We start from the raw sequence: 18,276 nt of genomic DNA on the forward strand, positions 1-18,276 counted from the left end.
CTTTTATAACAGTTCTATCTATACAAAACACCAATATCTTTTCTAAGATATTTTCCTTCAAATTTAACTTTCTCTGCATCAGAGTATGCTTTTGCTCTAGCTTGTTCAAGAGTATCTCCAATAGCTACAACATTTATTACTCTTCCACCATTAGTTAAAAGTTTTCCATTTTCTAACTTTGCTCCAGCAATGAACAACATATTCTCTACACTATCCACACCTGAGATCTCATATCCCTTATTGTATTTCTCTGGATATCCACCAGAAGCTAAAACAACACAACAAGCTGATTTATCACTCCATTTTACATTTGTAGTTGATAATTTTTTATCAATACCGCTCTCTAATAATTCAATAAAATCTGATTCCAATAGTGGTAATACAACTTGTGTCTCAGGATCTCCCAATCTCATATTATATTCAAGAAGATAAACACCTTTAGAAGTTATCATAAGTCCAAAGAAAATAAATCCAGCAAAATCCATTCCCTCTGCTTTTATCCCTTGAAGTGTAGGGTTCATTATCTCCTCTACAAACTTATCATAAACCTCTTTTGTAACATATGGATTTGGGGCAATAGTTCCCATTCCACCAGTATTTAATCCTGTTTCTTTCTCTCCAATTTTTTTATGATCTTTAGCAGATATAAATGGTAAAATTATATTTGAATCTGTTACTGACAGTATAGATGCCTCTACTCCATCCAAAAACTCCTCAACTACAATTTGCTCTCCAGCACTACTAAATACTTTATCTACCATTATCTCTTCTACAGCTTTAATAGCTTCTTCTAAGTTTTGGCATATAAGCACACCCTTCCCTGCAGCTAGACCACTAGCTTTTACAACTAGAGGAAACTCACAAGTTTTAATATACTCTTTAGCTTTCTCAGCATCATCAAAAACCTCATATGCAGCAGTTTTTACACCATATTTTTTCATAAAATCCTTTGAAAAAGCTTTTGATCCCTCCAATAGTGCTGCCTTTTTATCAGGTCCAAATATTCTTAATCCCTCTGCTTGAAATTTGTCTACTATTCCATCAACTAAAAGCTCTTCACTTCCAACTATTGTCAAATCTATTCTATTCTCTTTAGCGAAATTCAAGATCTCATCTGTTCCTTTTAAGTTTACATTCTCTCCCTTTTCAAGAAGTTCTGTTCCCCCATTTCCTGGAGCACAGTATATCTTCTCTACTCTCTCATTTTGACTCACTTTCCAACAGATAGTATGCTCTCTTCCACCGCTTCCAACTACTAATATTTTCATTATCTCTTCTCCTTTAATTAGTGTTTGAAATGTCTCATTCCACTAAATATCATAGCTATTCCATGCTCATTACAAGCTTCTATAGATTCTTTATCTCTGATAGATCCTCCTGGTTGGATAATAGCTTTTATTCCATGTTTTGCACAAGTATCAACAACATCTCTAAATGGGAAAAATGCATCAGATGCAAGTACAGCTCCCTCTATTCTCTCACCAGCTCTCTCTATAGCCTGTTCTGTTGGCCATATTCTATTTGTCTCTCCATTTCCAATTCCAATAGCCATTTTATCTTTCACAACTACAATAGCATTAGATTTTACATGTTTCACTATCTTCATTCCAAAATCAAGATCACTCATCTCTTCTGAAGTTGGTGCTTTTTCTGTAACTGTTTCATAATTAGTTGAGAAGCTTAAATCCTCATCTTGAACTAATATTCCACCATCTACTTTTACTAGATTAACTTTGTCCATTGGTTTATGGTGACATCTTATCACTCTCAAATTTTTCTTAGTTTTTAACACTTCAATAGCTTCTTCAGAGTAATCTGGAGCTATAACTATCTCTAAGAATATTTTCACTAACTCTTCAGCAGTTGCCTTATCTATTTTTTTATTAATTGCTACTATTCCTCCAAAAATAGATACAGGATCACATTCATAAGCCTTTGTATAAGCCTCATAAACATTATTTCCAATAGCTGCTCCACAAGGTGTAGAGTGTTTTACACCACAACAAGCAGGTTCCTCAAATTCACTAACTACTTTCCAAGCTACATCCATATCCCTTATATTGTTAAATGATAACTCTTTTCCATTCAATTGATCAAAATCCTTCATAGCTCCACTATCAGTAGTTGATACATAGTAAGCTGCTTTTTGATGTGGATTCTCACCATATCTTAAATCCATCACTTTTTCATAAGAGGCATTTAAGTAGTGTGGCATCTCATCTCCTAATAGGAAAGATGAGATTGCAGCATCATAAGCTGATGTTAAATTAAATACTTTTCCAGCTAATCTCTTTCTAGTTTCAAAAGAAACCTCTCCAGCTTCCATTTCATTCATAACTGTTTCATAATCAGCAGTATCACTAATAACTACAACATCTTTAAAAGATTTTGCTGCTGATCTTAGCATTGTTGGTCCACCAATATCTATAAATTCAACTTTTTCTTCAAAAGTTAAATCTTCATTTACTTTTTTGAAGAAAGGATATAGATTTACAACTACCATATCTATAGTCTCTATTCCTCTAGCTTTTATTGTCTCCATATGCTCTTTATTATCTCTTATGGCTAATATTCCACCATGAATTACTGGGTGAAGTGTCTTTACTCTTCCATCTAACATCTCTGGTGCTTTTGTTATCTCTGCTACCTCTATTACAGGAATATTGTTCTCTTTTAAATATCTATATGTTCCACCTGTTGAGATAATTTCAACATTTTTCTTTATTAAAAATTGTGCAAACTCTAATATTCCACCTTTATCAAAAACTGATATCAATGCTCTTTTCATTATTAATAGACTCCTTTACTCTCTTTCAGATATAATTTTTGCAATAGATTCTGGTAAAAGTTTGTGTTCCTCTACTAAAACTCTCTTTTGCAACTCCTCAGCTGTATCCCCTTCTAAGACTTTTACTCTCTTTTGAGCTATGATCTCTCCGCTATCTACTCCTGTATCAACAAAATGTACTGTGCAACCACTTTCACTCTCTCCAGCTTTTAGAACTGCTTCATGTACTTTTATTCCATACATTCCAGGTCCACCAAACTTAGGGAGAAGTGAAGGGTGGATATTAATTATCCTTCCCTTCCATTTGTTTACAAATTCCTCATCAATTATAGAGAGAAATCCTGCTAATACAATTAGATCAATTCCTTTTTCTGAAACTATTTTATCAATCTCTTTACATAGATCTTTCTTCAATACTTTTCTATCTAAAGTATATCCCTCTATTCCTGCTAGAGTAGCTCTCTCCACTCCATAACATTTTCTATCTCCTATGACAACTTCAACTTTACAATTAAGCTCTCCATTTTGAGATTTATCTATTATAGATTGAAGATTACTTCCACCACCAGAAACTAATACTCCTATTTTAAACATAGTCCCTTTTCTCCCTTTTGAACATATCCTATTTCAAAAGCTTCTTCTCCATGTTTTGCAAGCTCTTCTATTACTCCATCTTTATCTTTAGGGTCTACTACTAGTACAAATCCCACTCCCATATTAAATGTTCCAAACATCTCTTCTTCTGAGATTTCACCCTCTTTTTGAATATATTTAAATATATCTAAAACTCTTAATTTCTCTTTTAAAACAACTGCTTGATGACCCTCGCTTATTGTTCTAGGTAAATTTTCAGGTAATCCACCACCAGTTATGTGAGCCATTCCCTTTACATTATATTTCTCTAATACAGAAAGTACTGGCTTTACATATATTTTTGTAGGAGTAAGTAGTGTTTCACTAATTGGTTTTCCATTATACTCCTTTGTATAGTCAGTGATAACCTTTCTCACTAGAGAAAATCCGTTACTATGTATTCCAGAAGACGGTATAGCAATTAAAATATCTCCTTCAGATGTTGTACTTCCATTTACAATTTTAGTTTTTTCAACAGCACCTACACAGAAACCAGCTATATCATAATCTCCAACTTTATAGAATCCTGGCATCTCTGCTGTCTCTCCACCTATAAGGGCTGCTCCTGCTTGATAACAACCTTCTGCTACCCCTGAAACCAATTCAGCTGCTACTTCAGCATCCAATTTTCCACAAGCTAGATAATCTAAAAAGAATATTGGTTGTGCTCCATGACAAAGTACATCATTTACACACATTGCAACAGCATCTATCCCTACTGTGTCATATTTTTTTGTTGTAAGAGCCACTTCCAATTTTGTTCCTACTCCATCTGTTCCAGAAACTAATACTGGATTCTCATACTTTCCTAATTCATACATAGCCCCAAAACTTCCAAGTCCATTTAGAACATTGCTATTCATAGTTTTTGCTACTGCTTTTTTCATAAGTTCTACTGCTCTGTATCCCTCTTCTTTATCTACTCCAGCCTCTTTATATGAAATTGCCATTTTTTCCTCCCAAAATATATTTATTCCTCTGTTGGTGTATCTACTGGATACTCTCCATTAAAACAACCTACACAGTAGTCACAACCTTTTAATGATTTTAACATATTCTCCATTGATAAATAATCTAATGTATCAGCATTTATCTCTTTTCTTATCTCTTCTACTGACATTCTAGCAGCTATTAATTCCTCTCTATGTGCTGTATCTATTCCAAAATAACAAGAGTGTTTAACAGCTGGAGAAGCTGAACGGAAGTGAACCTCCTTAGCTCCTGCTCTTCTTACTATCTCTATCAATATCTTACTTGTAGTTCCTCTCACTAAAGAGTCATCAATTATTACTACTCTCTTTCCTTCAAGATTTACTTTTAATGGATTTAATTTTACCATTACAGCTTGTTCTCTCAAAGCTTGAGTAGGTTTTATAAATGTTCTACCTATGTATTTATTTTTAATTAAACCAATTGCATAAGGTATTCCACTCTCTTCAGCATATCCAATAGCAGCAGGAATCCCTGAATCAGGAACTCCTATTACTACATCTGCATCTACCTTCATCTGTCTAGCTAGTAATCTTCCAGCTTCTACTCTTGATTCATATACATTTAATCCATCAATAACACTATCAGGTCTAGCAAAGTATATGTGTTCAAATGAACATGGAGCTTTTTTATTATTTTCAGAATATCTAAGAGATTCAACACCGTTTTCATCTATTATTACCATCTCACCAGGTTGAATATCTCTTACAAACTCTCCTCCTACTGCATCAATAGCACAAGACTCTGAAGATAGGATATAATCTCCATTCTTATTTGTTCCTAAGCAAAGTGGTCTTATTCCATATGGATCTCTTATTCCAATCAATTTATTTCCTGTTAAAATTACTAAGGCATAAGCTCCTTTTATCGCTCCTAATGTACTTCTAATTGCCTCTTCTACATTTCCACTAGCTTTTCTAGCTATTAATTTTATAATAACTTCAGAATCTATAGAGGTATTGAATGTTGCTCCCCCCTCTTCTAGTAGTTCTCTTATTACTTTAGCATTAGTTAAATTTCCATTGTGAGCTACTGCTATTTGTCCCAATTTATATTTACTCTCAAGAGGTTGAGCATTTTCTATTCTACTCTCACCTGTTGTCGAATATCTAACATGACCGATTGCTGCATTCCCAACAAGTCTATTTAATATTTCAGGTGTAAAGACATCAGCAGTAAGACCCATTTCCTTATAAGTAACTATTTTTCCAAAATTAGAAACAGATATTCCCGCACTTTCTTGACCTCTATGTTGAAGAGCATACAAACCATAATAAGTTATTTGTGAAACCTCTGTTATATTTTTCGAGTATATTCCGAATACTCCACACTCTTCTTCCATTTTATCTTTAGCCATTAGAATTTCTGTGCAGTTCATTATTAAGCCCCCAATCTCTTTAATACTTCTATATAAGCCTCTTCTATTCCTCCAAGGTCTCTTCTAAATCTATCTTTATCTAATTTTTTACCAGTCTCTTTATCCCATAATCTACAAGTATCTGGAGTGATCTCATCTGCTAATAGTATCTCTCCAGCAGCATTTTTTCCAAACTCTATTTTAAAGTCTACTAAAGTTATTCCTGTCTTATCAAAAGCGTCTTTTAATAGGTTGTTGATCTCTCCTGTAATTCTGTATATCTCAGCTAACTCCTCATAAGTACATAGTCCTAATGCTACTGCATGGTGATCATTGATTAATGGATCTCCATAAGCATCATTTTTATAACAGATTTCAAATATAGTATTTGTTGGTTTTGTTCCCTCTGGAACTCCTACTCTAGCTGCCATTGATCCTGCTATTACGTTTCTTACTATTACTTCTAATGGGAATATTTTTACTTTTTGACAAAGTTGATCTCTATCATTTAATACATCTACTAAGTGTGTTTTTATTCCGTTTTTCTCTAACATTCTGAATAGTGTTGCTGTTATTCTATTGTTCATTACACCTTTATTCTCAATAGTTCCTTTTTTAGCCCCATTTCCTGCTGTTGCATCATCTTTATAGTGAATTATTACTAAGTTCTCATCTGTTGTTGAATATACTTGTTTAGCTTTTCCTTCATAAATAAAATCTTTTTTTTCTACTGACATTTTAATTCCTCCTGAGATACTTTTGATTTTTTATAATAAATATTTTTTATAAACTTTTGCTATTTTTTATAGATCTACACCTGTTTCATTATCTGCTATAAACTTCTCTTTCATACTCTTTCTAAACTCTCTCAATTTGCTTTTTAATTCTGGAGATTTTAATGAAAGCATTTGTACTGCTAACATTCCAGCATTATATGAGTTATTTAATCCAACTGTTGCAACTGGTATTGATTTCGGCATCTGTACTATTGATAACAGTGCATCCATTCCATTAAATGCAGCTTCAATTGGTACTCCTATCACTGGTATTGTAGTTTTTGAAGCTATCACTCCTGGTAGATGTGCAGCAAGACCAGCTCCTGCTATTATGACTTCATACCCTTCCACTTCCAATTTTTCAAGAGTTTCTTCTAACTTTTCTGGAACCCTGTGAGCTGATAAAACATGAGCTGAGTACTCTATTCCAAACTCTTTTAAGCAGTTAGCTGCTCCCCTCATCTTATCAGTATCTGATTTACTTCCGAAAATAATTGCTACCTTCATCTTTCCTCCCAATATTATTTAAAATATTTAACTCCATTTTCAAATATTTTCTGCTCTTTATTTCCTATAATATTCTTGAATACGTTATTTCCAAATCTCTCTGTATGTCCCATTTTTCCAAATACTCTTCCATCTGGAGATGTTATTCCCTCAATTGCAAATGTAGATCCATTAGGATTGAATCTAAACTCATTTGTTGGTTGACCATCTAAATTTACATATTGAGTTGCTACCTGTCCATTTTCAAATAGCTTTTTAACTACTTCATCACTTGCAAAGAATCTTCCTTCACCGTGTGATACTGCTATTTCAAATTCTGAACCTGTCTCTATTCCAGCTAACCAAGGTGATTTGTTAGAAGTAACCTTAGTTGTTACCATTTGAGAAATATGTCTACCTATCTTATTGAATGTCAATGTTGGTGAGTTTTCAGTTATCTTTCCTATCTCTCCATATGGTAGTAATCCTGATTTTATAAGAGCTTGGAATCCATTACAAATTCCTAAAATAAGTCCATCTCTCTCTAAGAATTTATGTATAGCTTCTGCTATCTTAGGGTTAGTTAATACAGTGGCTATAAATTTACCTGAACCATCTGGCTCATCTCCAGCACTGAATCCACCTGGGAACATCAAGATTTGTGAGTTATTTATCTCTTTTACCATCTTCTCTATGGAATCATTTATATACTCTTGATTCAAGTTTCTAAATACCAATATATTTGCCTCTGCTCCCGCTTTTTCAAATACTTTTGCTGAGTCATACTCACAGTTTGTTCCTGGGAAAGCTGGAACTAATACTCTTGGTTTAGCTATCTTGTTCTTACATACTATTATCTCTTTTTTCTCATATGGTGTCCAAATATAGTTTTCAACCTTTTCAACTGTCTTATGTGGAAATACTGGGAATAACTTATCTAACCAAACTTTTTCTCCTTCACTCATATCAAGTGAAACATCTCCTACAACCACTTTATATTCTGATATTGTTTCTCCCAATAACTGAACATTCTCTCCAGTTAATTCAACAGTTGATTCAACTACAAATGTTCCATATCCCAATTTAAATAACTCATCACCTAAATCAGATATCTTTGCTCCTATTCTATTTCCAAATGTCATCTTACTTATTGCTTCTGCTATACCACCATTTTTCAATGTAAGAGCTGAGATGATATTTCCTTCTATTATATTTTTATGTACAAACTCAAAATTCTCTTTTAACTCCTCTATATTAGGCATATAGTTTTCTAACATATGGTGTTTTATTAAATATATCTTATTTCCAGCTTTTTTAAACTCTGGTGATATTACAACACTTGCTTTAACAGGAGTTACTGCAAAGGAAATTAGTGTAGGTGGTACATGTATCTCATTGAATGTTCCACTCATTGAATCTTTTCCACCAATAGCTGGTATTCCAAATCCTCTTTGTGCCTCTATTGTTCCTAATAAAGCTGAAAATGGTTTTCCCCAGTTTTTAGAACTCTGTCCCAATTTTTGGAAATACTCTTGGAATGATAATCTTACAGTTTTATAATCTCCTCCTACAGCTACTAATTTAGCTAAAGATTCAACTACTGCATAAGCTCCTCCATGGAATTGTGACCAAGAAGAAAGTACAGGATTATATCCCCAAGTAATTGCAGAAGCTGTATCTGTCTCCCCTTTTAATAGAGGTATCTTCTGTACACTTACATCTGTTGGAGTCATCTGATATCTTCCACCAAATGGCATTAAAACTGTTGTAGCTCCTATTGTTGAGTCAAATATCTCCATCAATCCTTTTTGTGATGCTACATTTAAAGAGGAAAGCATATTATACCATCTCTCTTTTAAATCCTTACCTTCATAAGAAGATTTTATAAGTGGATTCTCCTCTAATTTTACATTCTCTACTTCCACTTCAGTCTCTTGAGTTACTCCATTAGTATCTAGAAACTCTCTAGATATATCCACTATTTTCTTACCTTTCCAATTCAATACAAGTCTATTTGTATCAGTTACTTCAGCTACTACTGTTGCCAATAGGTTTTCTTTATTTGCCAACTCTATAAACTTTTCTCTATCTTTAGCTTCAATTACTACTGCCATTCTCTCTTGTGACTCTGATATTGCTAACTCTGTACCACTAAGTCCCAAATATTTAGTAGGGACTACATCTAGATTTATATCAAGTCCTGGAGCTAACTCTCCTATTGCTACTGATACTCCTCCTGCACCAAAGTCATTACATTTCTTTACAAGTCTTGTAACCTCTGGATTTCTAAATAATCTCTGAATTTTTCTCTCTTCTGGTGCATTTCCTTTTTGTACCTCTGCTCCACAAAGTCTCAACGAATCATCTGTATGCTCTTTAGAAGATCCTGTTGCTCCACCACAACCATCTCTTCCTGTTTTTCCTCCTAATAATACTACTATATCTCCTTTTGAAGCATTTTCTCTTCTTACCCAGTCAGCTGGAACAGCTCCAACTACAGCTCCAACTTCCATTCTCTTTGCCTTGTATCCATCGTGATAGATCTCAGCAACATGTCCAGTTGTCAATCCTATCTGATTTCCATAAGCTGAATATCCAGCTGCAGCTCCTGTAGTTATTTTCTTTTGAGGTAATTTTCCTTGTAATGTATCCTCTAATTTCTCCAATGGATTTCCAGAACCAGTAACTCTTATTGCTTGGTATACATATGATCTTCCAGATAGTGGATCTCTTATAGCTCCTCCTAAACAAGTAGAAGCCCCTCCAAATGGCTCAATCTCAGTAGGGTGGTTATGAGTCTCGTTTTTAAACATTAGTAACCATTTCTCTAATTTTCCATCTACATCTACATCTATATATACTGAACATGCATTTATCTCATCAGAAACCTCTAAGTCATCTAGTTTTCCTGTCTTTCTCATCTCTTTTCCACAGATAGTTGCCATATCCATAAGTGACATATATTTCTTTTCGATTCTATCTTGATGTACAAATTTTCTAACTTCTACATACTTATCAAAAGCTCTTTGTAAAGTCTCTCCAAATTCACTCTTAGGGAATACAACATTTTTTATTCTTGTTTCAAATGTTGTATGTCTACAGTGATCTGACCAGTAAGTATCCAACACTTTTATCTCAGTCTCTGTTGGATCTCTTCTTTCAGTATTTTTGAAGTACTCTTGAACAAAAGCTATATCTGCTAATGTCATTGCAAGACCAAGCTCTTTTCTAAATTTCTCTAACTCATCTCTATCATACTCAATAAATTTATTAAATACAGGAACCTCTTGTGCTTTCTCTCCCTCTTCTATCTCCAATTTTTCAAGAGATTTTTCTCTCATCTCCACAGGGTTAATATAGTATTTTTTTACTCTCTCTAACTCAGAATCTGAAAGATCTCCCTCTAATACTATCACCTTACCACTTGTTACTGTTACATTCTCGTTCTTATTTGAGATAAGATTTAAACATTGCATTGCTGAGTCAGCTCTTTGATCGAACTGTCCAGGTAAAAACTCCACTGCAAAATATTTCCCTTCATTTAACTCTAACTCCTCAGTTACTCTATCTGTAACTACTTCTGAAAAGATCAATTTTTTCGCAGCCTCTAACTCTGATCTCTCTATTCCAAATACATCATAGCAATTGATCAATCTTATTTTTTTCAATCCTGTTAGCTGTAAACTCTCTTTTAACTCATTTTCAAGTCTCTTTGCCTCTAAATCAAAGCCCTGTTTTTTCTCAACAAAAATACGATAATTCATTTTTCCTCCTGAAAATTTTAATATAGATTCCTTTTAGTCAATTATTTAAAATAGCCCTTCTATTTTCCCGTTCTCATCTATGTCTATCAACTCTGCTGCTGGTTTTTTAGGTAGTCCAGGCATATCTATTATATCTCCAGCCATAGCGACAATAAATCCTGCTCCTGCTGAGATTCTTAACTCATTTATAGTCACTGTAAATCCTGTTGGTCTTCCTATTAGTGAAGCATTATCTGATAAAGATTTTTGAGTCTTTGACATACAAACTGGTAATTTTCCATATCCTAACTCATCTATTGTCTTTAGCATCTTTTTAGCTCCACTGCTAAACTCTACACCCTCAGCTCCATATATCTCTTTAGCTATCAGTTCTATCTTCTCTTTTATACTCAAATCCAATGAATACAATGGTTTATACTCATCTTTTCCCTTTTCAATCTGTTCTAGTACTTGGTTGGCAAGGTCAATTCCTCCCTCTCCACCTTTTGCCCAAACGTCACATAAGGCAACTGGAACTTCCTGCTTTTTACAGTGCTCCTCTATATATTTTAACTCTCTATCTGTATCACTAACAAATCTATTGATAGCTACAACTACTGGTAAACCATATTTTTTCATATTCTCAATATGCTTATCTAAGTTTGTAATTCCTTTTTCTAAAGCTTCTAAACTCTCCTCTGAAAGCTCCTTCAATCCACCGTGATGTTTTAAAGCTCTAACTGTTGCAACTATAACAACACAATTAGGTTTTAGATTTCCTTTTCTACACTTTATATCTAAAAACTTCTCTGCTCCTAAATCTGCAGCAAATCCAGCTTCTGTTATTGCATAATCTGAAAGTTTCAATGCTAACTTAGTTGCAAGTATCGAGTTACATCCATGAGCTATATTAGCAAATGGTCCACCGTGAATAAATACTGGTGTGTTTTCTAATGTCTGTACTAAATTTGGTTTTAAAGCTTCTTTCAATAGTGCTGTTACAGCTCCCTCTATTTTTAATTCTCCCACTGTCAGAGCTTTTCCATCTCTAGAATAACCAAATACCATATTTTTTATCTTATCTTTTAAATCTATAAGTGAATTAGCTAAGCATAAAGCTGCCATTATCTCTGAAGCAACTGTGATTTGGAATGATGATTCTCTTGGAATTCCATTAGCTTTTCCACCTAAACCTATCACTACATCTCTCAATGCTCTATCATTCATATCAACTACTCTCTTCCAAGTAATTTTTGTTAAATCAATATTTAAAGCATTTCCTGAGTTAATGTGATTATCTATACAAGCTGCAATCAAGTTATGTGCAACACCTATTGCATGAAGATCTCCTGTAAAATGAAGATTTATATCCTCCATAGGAATAACTTGAGAATAACCTCCACCAGTAGCTCCCCCCTTCATTCCAAAGACAGGTCCCAATGATGGTTCTCTAAGTGCAGCTATAGATGATTTTCCAAGTCTATTTAAAGCTTGTGTCAATCCAACTGTCACTGTTGATTTTCCCTCTCCAGCAGGTGTAGGAGTAATTGCTGTTACCAATATTAATTTTCCATCTTTTTTAGCTTCTAACTCTTTTAGTACCTCTAGATTTACTTTAGCCTTGTATTTTCCATACTGTTCAATACTATCTTCACTAAGTCCTATCTTCTTAGCTATCTCCATAATATTTTGAATTTTTGCTTCCTGTGCTATTTGAATATCAGTCTTCAATTTCTCCTCCTCAAATCCTTTCTAATTAAAAAGGTCTAAGTACACACTAATGCTTTGCATCAGTACACACTTAGACCATTAAATTTACCTATTCTTATATTCACAATTATGCCTTTGTTAGATTTCAGATTATATATTATATTTCTCTTCTTCTTTTTAACAAATAGCATTTCTCTCCTCCATAGCATTTTTCATATATACCAAAAGGAATGACAAAAAAGCATCTTGTCAAACAACTCATAGCGGTTAATTTAGGGTCAACCGTAGAAACTCCTGACCATATTACAGGTATATATGAGATATATTTTTTTCTATACATTTAGAATAACATAAAAGTTAATTTTTGTCAAAATAAAAACTTTTTTTAATGCTTTTTATTTTTTTTAATGTTCTTTGTGTATTTTTTGTTCTTATTTCTTACTTTTTACTAAACATACGATAAAAATACTCTAACCCCATAACATAACTGTCAACACCTAACCCAGATATCTGACCTACACAAGCTACAGCTGTATAAGATATTTTTCTAAAATCCTCTCTTTTATGGATATTTGAAAGGTGTACCTCCAATGTTGGAATCTCTATACTTTTTATAGCATCAAATAAGGCTATGGAAGTGTGAGTATACGCTCCTGGATTTATAATTATCCCATCATATTTTTCAAAGTATGCTCTTTGTAAAATATTGATCATCTCACCTTCAATATTACTTTGAAAAATATCCAAACTTATCCCTTTACTCTCTGCTATATCTTTCAGATAATTACACATATCTGCATAATTTTGATGCCCATACACCTCCTTCTCTCTTATCCCTAAAAAATTTATATTTGGACCATTTAATATCATTATCTTCATAATTTTTCTCCTCTTAGTTCCTTCTCTACCAACTCTTCTAACTCCTCTACCAAAGCTCTATCTACCTTGATTCCTTTCCATATTTCATCACTTTTTATAGCTTGGTTTACCAGCATTGAAACCCCGTTTACACACTTTAATCCATTTTTTTTTGCCAATTTTAGAAATTCTGTATCTGCTGGATTGTATATTAAGTCTATAGCCACATCAAAACGTTTTAATATATCCTCAGTTACGGGTGAATTAAGAGTATTTGGATACATTCCTACTGGAGTCGTATTTATCAAAATCTCTCCTCCTATTATATCTTCATAAGAGACTACTATTATATTTTTAAACTTTCTCTTTAATTCAGCTTTTTTGCTCTCTATATCTCTAGTTACAACAACTATCTCCTTAGCCCCTAGATCATTTAAAGCTACAATTACTGATTTGGCAGCTCCTCCACTTCCCAACACATAGCAACTCTTCTTACTTATCTCTACACTGTGCTCCTCTAACATCTTTATAAATCCAAAATAATCACTGTTGTAACCATAAGTTTTCCCATCTTCTATCCTTACCAAATTGATAGCTCCTATCTTTTTAGCCTCTTCTGATATATAATCTAGTTCCTCTAATAATACCTCTTTGTACGGAATTGTAATATTAAATCCTACTACATCTTCAGCTCTCAATTTTTTTAAAATATCTTTTTCATTCTCTATCTCATATAAAGAGTACTCTCCTGACAAGTTTAATTTTTGAAATACATAGTTGTGAATCAATGGTGATAGTGAATGACCCAATTTTTTTCCAACAAGACCATATTTACTCATATTTTCCTCCACTTTCAAATATTTTATCCAATAAGGCTATAGCCATAATAGCCTCTATCACTACAACAGCTCTAGGTACTATGCACGGATCATGCCTTCCCTCTATTAAAAGCTTACAATTCTCTTCACTCCTTATATTTACAGTATTTTGCTCCTTTGATATAGATGGAGTAGGTTTTATAGCTACTTTAAAAGATATTGGCATCCCATTTGAAATTCCACCAAGTATGCCTCCATTATTGTTAGTTAAAGTTTCTACCTTTCCATTGTTATAATGGTACTGATCATTCACTTCAGAGCCATAATATCTCGTCATATCAAAACCACTTCCAAACTCAATCCCCTTAACTGCAGGAATTGAAAAAGCTAAATGTGCGATTGTACTTTCCAATGAATCAAAAAAAGGTTCTCCTACTCCACTTGGAACTCCAACAGCATAACAATTTATTGTTCCTCCTACCGAATCTCCTGCAACTCTCGCTTTTTCAATCTCAGCTTTTATCTCTTGAATTTTCTTCTCGTTGATAATTGCCATCTCTTTGTTAGCTAATTTTTCAAATACCTCTTTATTTAACTCTTCTTTGGTCAATCTGTCTATCTCAATTCCTTTTATACTAGTTATTTGAGCTCCAACATATATATTTTTTTGAGCCAGTATTATCTTTGCAACAGCTCCAGCAAAAACAATTGGTGCTGTAATTCGCCCTGAAAAGTGACCCCCGCCCCTTACATCATTATATCCACGATACTTTATATATGCTGAATAATCACTGTGGCTAGGTCTCATCATAATTTTTAAATCCGAATAATCTTTAGATTTTTTATCCTCATTTCTTATTATGACACACATAGGTGCTCCAGTAGTCCTTCCTTCATAGACCCCACTCAAAATTTCATATCCATCACTCTCTTTTCTCTGTGTTGAAAATCTATTTTTTCCTGGTGCTCTCCTCTGCATCTCTCTTCCTATATACTCATCTATTATCTCTATTCCAGCTGGTAATCCATCAATATTTATCCCAATAGCCTTTCCATGTGATTCTCCAAAAATTGACAATCTAATAGTTTGTCCCCAGTTAGCTCCCATCTCTCTCTCCTTTACTTCTATTGTTAGTATAATTATACCATATTTTAGATTATGAACTAAAATTTTATTGTGTATTTTTTTTTATGTGTTACAATATATCTATATTCTATTTAGGAGGGAAATTTTTATGAAATTAAAATCTTTAATTGCAGGTATGGCTCTTATATCATCACTATCTGTTAGTGCTAGTCAAGGAGCTCAGTTTTCAGTTTTACCTGGAGTACAATTTGGAGCTACTAAAGCAGACTCTATTGATGGATTCAGTTTTAACTTATTAGGAGCAGAGAACCAAAATGTATCTGGTTTTGATCTATCATTAATAGGTTATAGAAAAGTTAATGGTAATTTCAGTGGACTTCATCTTTCTCTTTTCTTAGAAGCTTTTAGAGTAGATGGAAATATGAGAGGTATCTCTCTATCACTTTGGAATGATGTTAAAGGTAGTGTTAGTGGTGGAACATTAGGTCTTGTAAATACTGTTGGTGGAGATGCAACTTTCCAATTTGGAGGAGTTAATATTGTAAATCGTGAAGCTCTTGTTCAAATTGGATTTGTTAACTATGCTCAACAAGTTGGAGGACTTCAATTTGGACTTGTCAATGCAACTAAAAGATTAGAAGGATTACAAGTTGGACTAGTTAACTATGCTGAAAATGGAGTGTTACCAGTTTTACCTATCGTTAACTTTAGAAAAACTCTATTTTAATATAAAAACTGCACCTATCTTAATTACTTAAGATTTTAGGTGCAGTTTTTTATCTTACCTCTGTTTGTTTATACTTAAAATTATCCCCATGGCAGCAAATATCGTTACAATTGAGGTTCCACCAGCACTGAATATTGGCATTGGTATTCCAAAAACAGGAAGCATTCCTAAGGCTACATATATATTGATAAGAACCTGTGTTATTAAGTATCCACCAATCCCTATAGCCAAATACTTTCCAAAATAATCTGTAGTTTCCATAGCTGTCCTCTTTATGTTATTAAAGAGCAATACAAATAGGAAAAGTAAAAGTAGCATACCTACAAATCCAAACTCTTCTCCAAAGGTTGCAAGTATGAAATCAGTATTAGCTTCTGGAAGATAGTTGTACTTCTGTACCCCATTGGCATATCCCTCACCTAAGATTCCACCTCTTCCAAAAGCCATAAGTGATTGTGCCACTTGATAACCAATATCTAAATCATACTCATTTTTTAATACCCCATTCAAGTAACTAACTACTCTACGCAATCTATAACCATAGGTTAGCTTATCTCCTATAAAGGCTACGTAATAGAAAAATCCTCCAGCTACTCCTATAAACAGTGAACTCAATCCTACTATCAATTTCATACTCACTCTGCTCATAAAAAGCATTGTAACAGCGATAGCAATATAGTGTATTGTAGTCCCTAAGTCTTTTTCTAACATAACCAAAATGAGATAGATAAGAACTATTCCAGCTACATTTGCTATTATTCCCAAGCTTTTATACTTCTCTTCCTCTCCCTTTTCTAAGAGTTTAGCTAAAATTATTATAAATGGAAGTTTCATCATCTCAGCAGGTTGAATACTGAAACCAGCTACCCTAATCCAACCAATAGCCCCATTTATTGTTGGTACATATTTTTTTAGAGCTGGAATTTTAGCTCCTATTACAACAGCTAAAAGAGATAAAATTGAAATTAACAGTAAAAAGCCTATCATCTTTTTGCTCTTCCATTTTTTATAATCCCTTGTTGAAACAAACATAAAAACTACTATACCAGCACTTATATATGTACAATGATTTCTTATTGTTTTAAAAATCCCCTTTAAATATACACCTTCTAGCTTTACACTTACCATATTCAAGAGACTCATTATTATAAGAAGAATAAGAATTACTACAATTCCACCATTTCTAATTCTTTTTCTCCTTTTCATAGCTTCTTCTTTATCCTGTCTATTTAATTGATTTCTCTTATTGTATAAATTTTCATTCTCCACTATCATACTCATACTATTATCACTCTATCTCTAAAAATTTTCTCTCTAAATACTCAGCTACACCATCTTCTGTATTTTTTCCAATTATCTCATTGTTTGGTAGTCTATCTTTTAATCTAACTGAAGCATTTTCCATGATTAAACCCTTTCCTACCTCTTTTAACATCTCATAGTCATTTAATCCATCTCCAAAAGCAATTACACTCTCTAAAGGAATCTCCAATCTTTCCATTACACTCTTTATAGCTTCCCCCTTACATACAGAGTGTGCCATAATTTCTAAACACTCCTCTCCAGATAGTGTCAATGAAATTCTATCTCCAAACTCATTTTCAATCTCTTTTTCTAAAGCTTCTAACTCTTTAAAATTTTTACTTATAAAAAATATTTTTATAACTTTAGAGTAGTCAACTTTATCAAAATCTTCCACTGTGTAAGAAAAGCCACTCTCTTGATGAAAACTTTTAAACTCCTCTAACTCCTCCTCTATATACCAATTATTATCTGTATATATGTGTCTTGAGACATCTTTACTACATTTTTTTTCTAATATTTTTTTTACTACATCCTCTTCCATATCTCTCTCATATACAATCTCATTATTTTCATTATGGATTATTGCACCATTTGAACTTATCAAATATGAATCTAATCCCAACTGTTTTTTTAATTCTAAGGCATCTAAATGGTGTCTCCCTGTAGCTATAAATATCTTTTTAACTCTATCTTTTACCTCTTTTATAACTTTTTTTGTTTTATCTGAAAATCTATGTTCTCCATTTAAAAGAGTTCCATCTAAATCACTAACTATTGCTTGATATTTCATTCTGTATTCTCCTTTATTTATATCTCTTATTCTACGTAATATAATACCATTAAAAAAAAAATTTGAAAAGTTTTTATTTTTTTATTGACAGTTTTTTAAATTTATGATATTATTATTTCTGTTGATGGGAGCGGAATATAGCGCAGTCCGGTAGCGCATCTGCCTTGGGAGCAGGGGGCCGCAAGTTCGAATCTTGCTATTCCGACCA

General features: G+C 33.2%; 15 protein-coding genes, 1 tRNA gene and 1 riboswitch. Of the genes, 2 read left to right on the forward strand and 14 right to left on the reverse strand.

Going from position 1 to position 18,276, the window contains the following annotated elements; genetic code table 11:
• Positions 1-14 precede the first annotated feature (14 nt).
• The 12 genes from purD to aroC all read right to left on the reverse strand — a co-directional run bounded on the left by purD (position 15) and on the right by aroC (position 15,267).
• Positions 15-1,268: a phosphoribosylamine--glycine ligase gene (gene purD / locus ABNK64_RS06765; RefSeq protein ID WP_349763893.1), complete on the reverse strand. Its 1,254-nt coding sequence runs from the start codon at positions 1,266-1,268 to the stop codon at positions 15-17.
• A 17-nt stretch (positions 1,269-1,285) separates the two neighbouring features.
• Positions 1,286-2,791 carry a bifunctional phosphoribosylaminoimidazolecarboxamide formyltransferase/IMP cyclohydrolase gene (gene purH, locus ABNK64_RS06770; RefSeq protein ID WP_349763903.1) on the reverse strand — a complete coding sequence of 502 codons (1,506 nt, stop codon included), beginning with the start codon at positions 2,789-2,791 and terminating at the stop codon, positions 1,286-1,288.
• A 12-nt stretch (positions 2,792-2,803) separates the two neighbouring features.
• Complete coding sequence (gene purN / locus ABNK64_RS06775) at positions 2,804-3,382, reverse strand: phosphoribosylglycinamide formyltransferase (RefSeq protein WP_349763894.1); 579 nt, start codon at positions 3,380-3,382, stop codon at positions 2,804-2,806.
• The gene (gene purM / locus ABNK64_RS06780; RefSeq protein WP_291255553.1) at positions 3,370-4,371 is read right to left on the reverse strand and encodes a phosphoribosylformylglycinamidine cyclo-ligase; all 1,002 of its coding nucleotides are present in this window, start codon (positions 4,369-4,371) and stop codon (positions 3,370-3,372) included. The genes purN and purM overlap by 13 nt, the downstream gene beginning before the upstream one ends.
• A 20-nt stretch (positions 4,372-4,391) precedes the next feature.
• Complete coding sequence (gene purF / locus ABNK64_RS06785; RefSeq protein ID WP_291255554.1) at positions 4,392-5,789, reverse strand: amidophosphoribosyltransferase; 1,398 nt, start codon at positions 5,787-5,789, stop codon at positions 4,392-4,394.
• A 2-nt stretch (positions 5,790-5,791) separates the two neighbouring features.
• Positions 5,792-6,505 (reverse strand): phosphoribosylaminoimidazolesuccinocarboxamide synthase, encoded by a 714-nt coding sequence (purC, locus tag ABNK64_RS06790; RefSeq protein ID WP_300341365.1) that lies wholly within the window; start codon positions 6,503-6,505, stop codon positions 5,792-5,794.
• Between the two features lie 66 nt (positions 6,506-6,571).
• Positions 6,572-7,051, reverse strand: coding sequence for a 5-(carboxyamino)imidazole ribonucleotide mutase (gene purE, locus ABNK64_RS06795; protein ID WP_300341367.1), 480 nt, complete (start codon positions 7,049-7,051; stop codon positions 6,572-6,574).
• A gap of 14 nt (positions 7,052-7,065) precedes the next feature.
• A complete protein-coding gene (locus ABNK64_RS06800; RefSeq protein WP_349763895.1) occupies positions 7,066-10,794 on the reverse strand; it encodes a phosphoribosylformylglycinamidine synthase in 3,729 nt (1,242 codons plus the stop codon).
• Between the two features lie 45 nt (positions 10,795-10,839).
• Entirely contained in the window at positions 10,840-12,504 is a 1,665-nt protein-coding gene (locus ABNK64_RS06805) for a formate--tetrahydrofolate ligase (RefSeq protein WP_349763896.1), read from the reverse strand.
• A 220-nt stretch (positions 12,505-12,724) separates the two neighbouring features.
• A riboswitch (purine riboswitch) is annotated at positions 12,725-12,822 on the reverse strand.
• Positions 12,823-12,921: 99 nt separating this feature from the next.
• Entirely contained in the window at positions 12,922-13,362 is a 441-nt protein-coding gene (gene aroQ, locus ABNK64_RS06810) for a type II 3-dehydroquinate dehydratase (protein ID WP_349763897.1), read from the reverse strand.
• Positions 13,359-14,180 carry a shikimate dehydrogenase gene (gene aroE / locus ABNK64_RS06815; RefSeq protein WP_349763898.1) on the reverse strand — a complete coding sequence of 274 codons (822 nt, stop codon included), beginning with the start codon at positions 14,178-14,180 and terminating at the stop codon, positions 13,359-13,361. Before aroE ends, aroQ begins: the two co-directional genes overlap by 4 nt.
• Positions 14,173-15,267, reverse strand: a complete 1,095-nt coding sequence (gene aroC, locus ABNK64_RS06820; protein ID WP_349763899.1) for a chorismate synthase — start codon at positions 15,265-15,267, stop codon at positions 14,173-14,175. Before aroC ends, aroE begins: the two co-directional genes overlap by 8 nt.
• 127 nt (positions 15,268-15,394) lie before the next feature.
• Here aroC and ABNK64_RS06825 point away from each other — a divergent pair, with 127 nt between their 5' ends.
• Positions 15,395-15,973, forward strand: coding sequence for an LA_2272 family surface repeat-containing protein (locus ABNK64_RS06825; RefSeq protein WP_349763900.1), 579 nt, complete (start codon positions 15,395-15,397; stop codon positions 15,971-15,973).
• Positions 15,974-16,027: 54 nt separating this feature from the next.
• Here ABNK64_RS06825 and ABNK64_RS06830 read toward each other — a convergent pair whose 3' ends face one another.
• Both ABNK64_RS06830 and ABNK64_RS06835 read right to left on the reverse strand, forming a co-directional pair.
• Entirely contained in the window at positions 16,028-17,254 is a 1,227-nt protein-coding gene (locus ABNK64_RS06830) for an FtsW/RodA/SpoVE family cell cycle protein (protein WP_349763901.1), read from the reverse strand.
• A gap of 7 nt (positions 17,255-17,261) precedes the next feature.
• Complete coding sequence (locus ABNK64_RS06835) at positions 17,262-18,068, reverse strand: Cof-type HAD-IIB family hydrolase (protein ID WP_349763902.1); 807 nt, start codon at positions 18,066-18,068, stop codon at positions 17,262-17,264.
• Between the two features lie 131 nt (positions 18,069-18,199).
• Here ABNK64_RS06835 and ABNK64_RS06840 point away from each other — a divergent pair.
• A tRNA-Pro gene (locus ABNK64_RS06840) sits at positions 18,200-18,276 on the forward strand.

Origin of the sequence: Fusobacterium sp. SYSU M8D902 (assembly GCF_040199715.1) — a bacterium.
Lineage (GTDB): Bacteria > Fusobacteriota > Fusobacteriia > Fusobacteriales > Fusobacteriaceae > Fusobacterium_A.

Excerpts from the sequence above, each read along its gene's own strand:
- ABNK64_RS06825 (WP_349763900.1), top strand. The coding sequence starts at position 15,395 with ATGAAATTAAAATCTTTAATTGCAGGTATGGCTCTTATATCATCACTA.
- ABNK64_RS06800 (WP_349763895.1), bottom strand. The coding sequence starts at position 10,794 with ATGAATTATCGTATTTTTGTTGAGAAAAAACAGGGCTTTGATTTAGAG.
- purC (WP_300341365.1), bottom strand. The coding sequence starts at position 6,505 with ATGTCAGTAGAAAAAAAAGATTTTATTTATGAAGGAAAAGCTAAACAA.
- purN (WP_349763894.1), bottom strand. The coding sequence starts at position 3,382 with ATGTTTAAAATAGGAGTATTAGTTTCTGGTGGTGGAAGTAATCTTCAA.
- aroC (WP_349763899.1), bottom strand. The coding sequence starts at position 15,267 with ATGGGAGCTAACTGGGGACAAACTATTAGATTGTCAATTTTTGGAGAA.
- purM (WP_291255553.1), bottom strand. The coding sequence starts at position 4,371 with ATGGCAATTTCATATAAAGAGGCTGGAGTAGATAAAGAAGAGGGATAC.
- aroQ (WP_349763897.1), bottom strand. The coding sequence starts at position 13,362 with ATGAAGATAATGATATTAAATGGTCCAAATATAAATTTTTTAGGGATA.
- purF (WP_291255554.1), bottom strand. The coding sequence starts at position 5,789 with ATGAACTGCACAGAAATTCTAATGGCTAAAGATAAAATGGAAGAAGAG.
- ABNK64_RS06835 (WP_349763902.1), bottom strand. The coding sequence starts at position 18,068 with ATGAAATATCAAGCAATAGTTAGTGATTTAGATGGAACTCTTTTAAAT.
- purE (WP_300341367.1), bottom strand. The coding sequence starts at position 7,051 with ATGAAGGTAGCAATTATTTTCGGAAGTAAATCAGATACTGATAAGATG.
- ABNK64_RS06830 (WP_349763901.1), bottom strand. The coding sequence starts at position 17,254 with ATGAGTATGATAGTGGAGAATGAAAATTTATACAATAAGAGAAATCAA.
- purD (WP_349763893.1), bottom strand. The coding sequence starts at position 1,268 with ATGAAAATATTAGTAGTTGGAAGCGGTGGAAGAGAGCATACTATCTGT.
- aroE (WP_349763898.1), bottom strand. The coding sequence starts at position 14,180 with ATGAGTAAATATGGTCTTGTTGGAAAAAAATTGGGTCATTCACTATCA.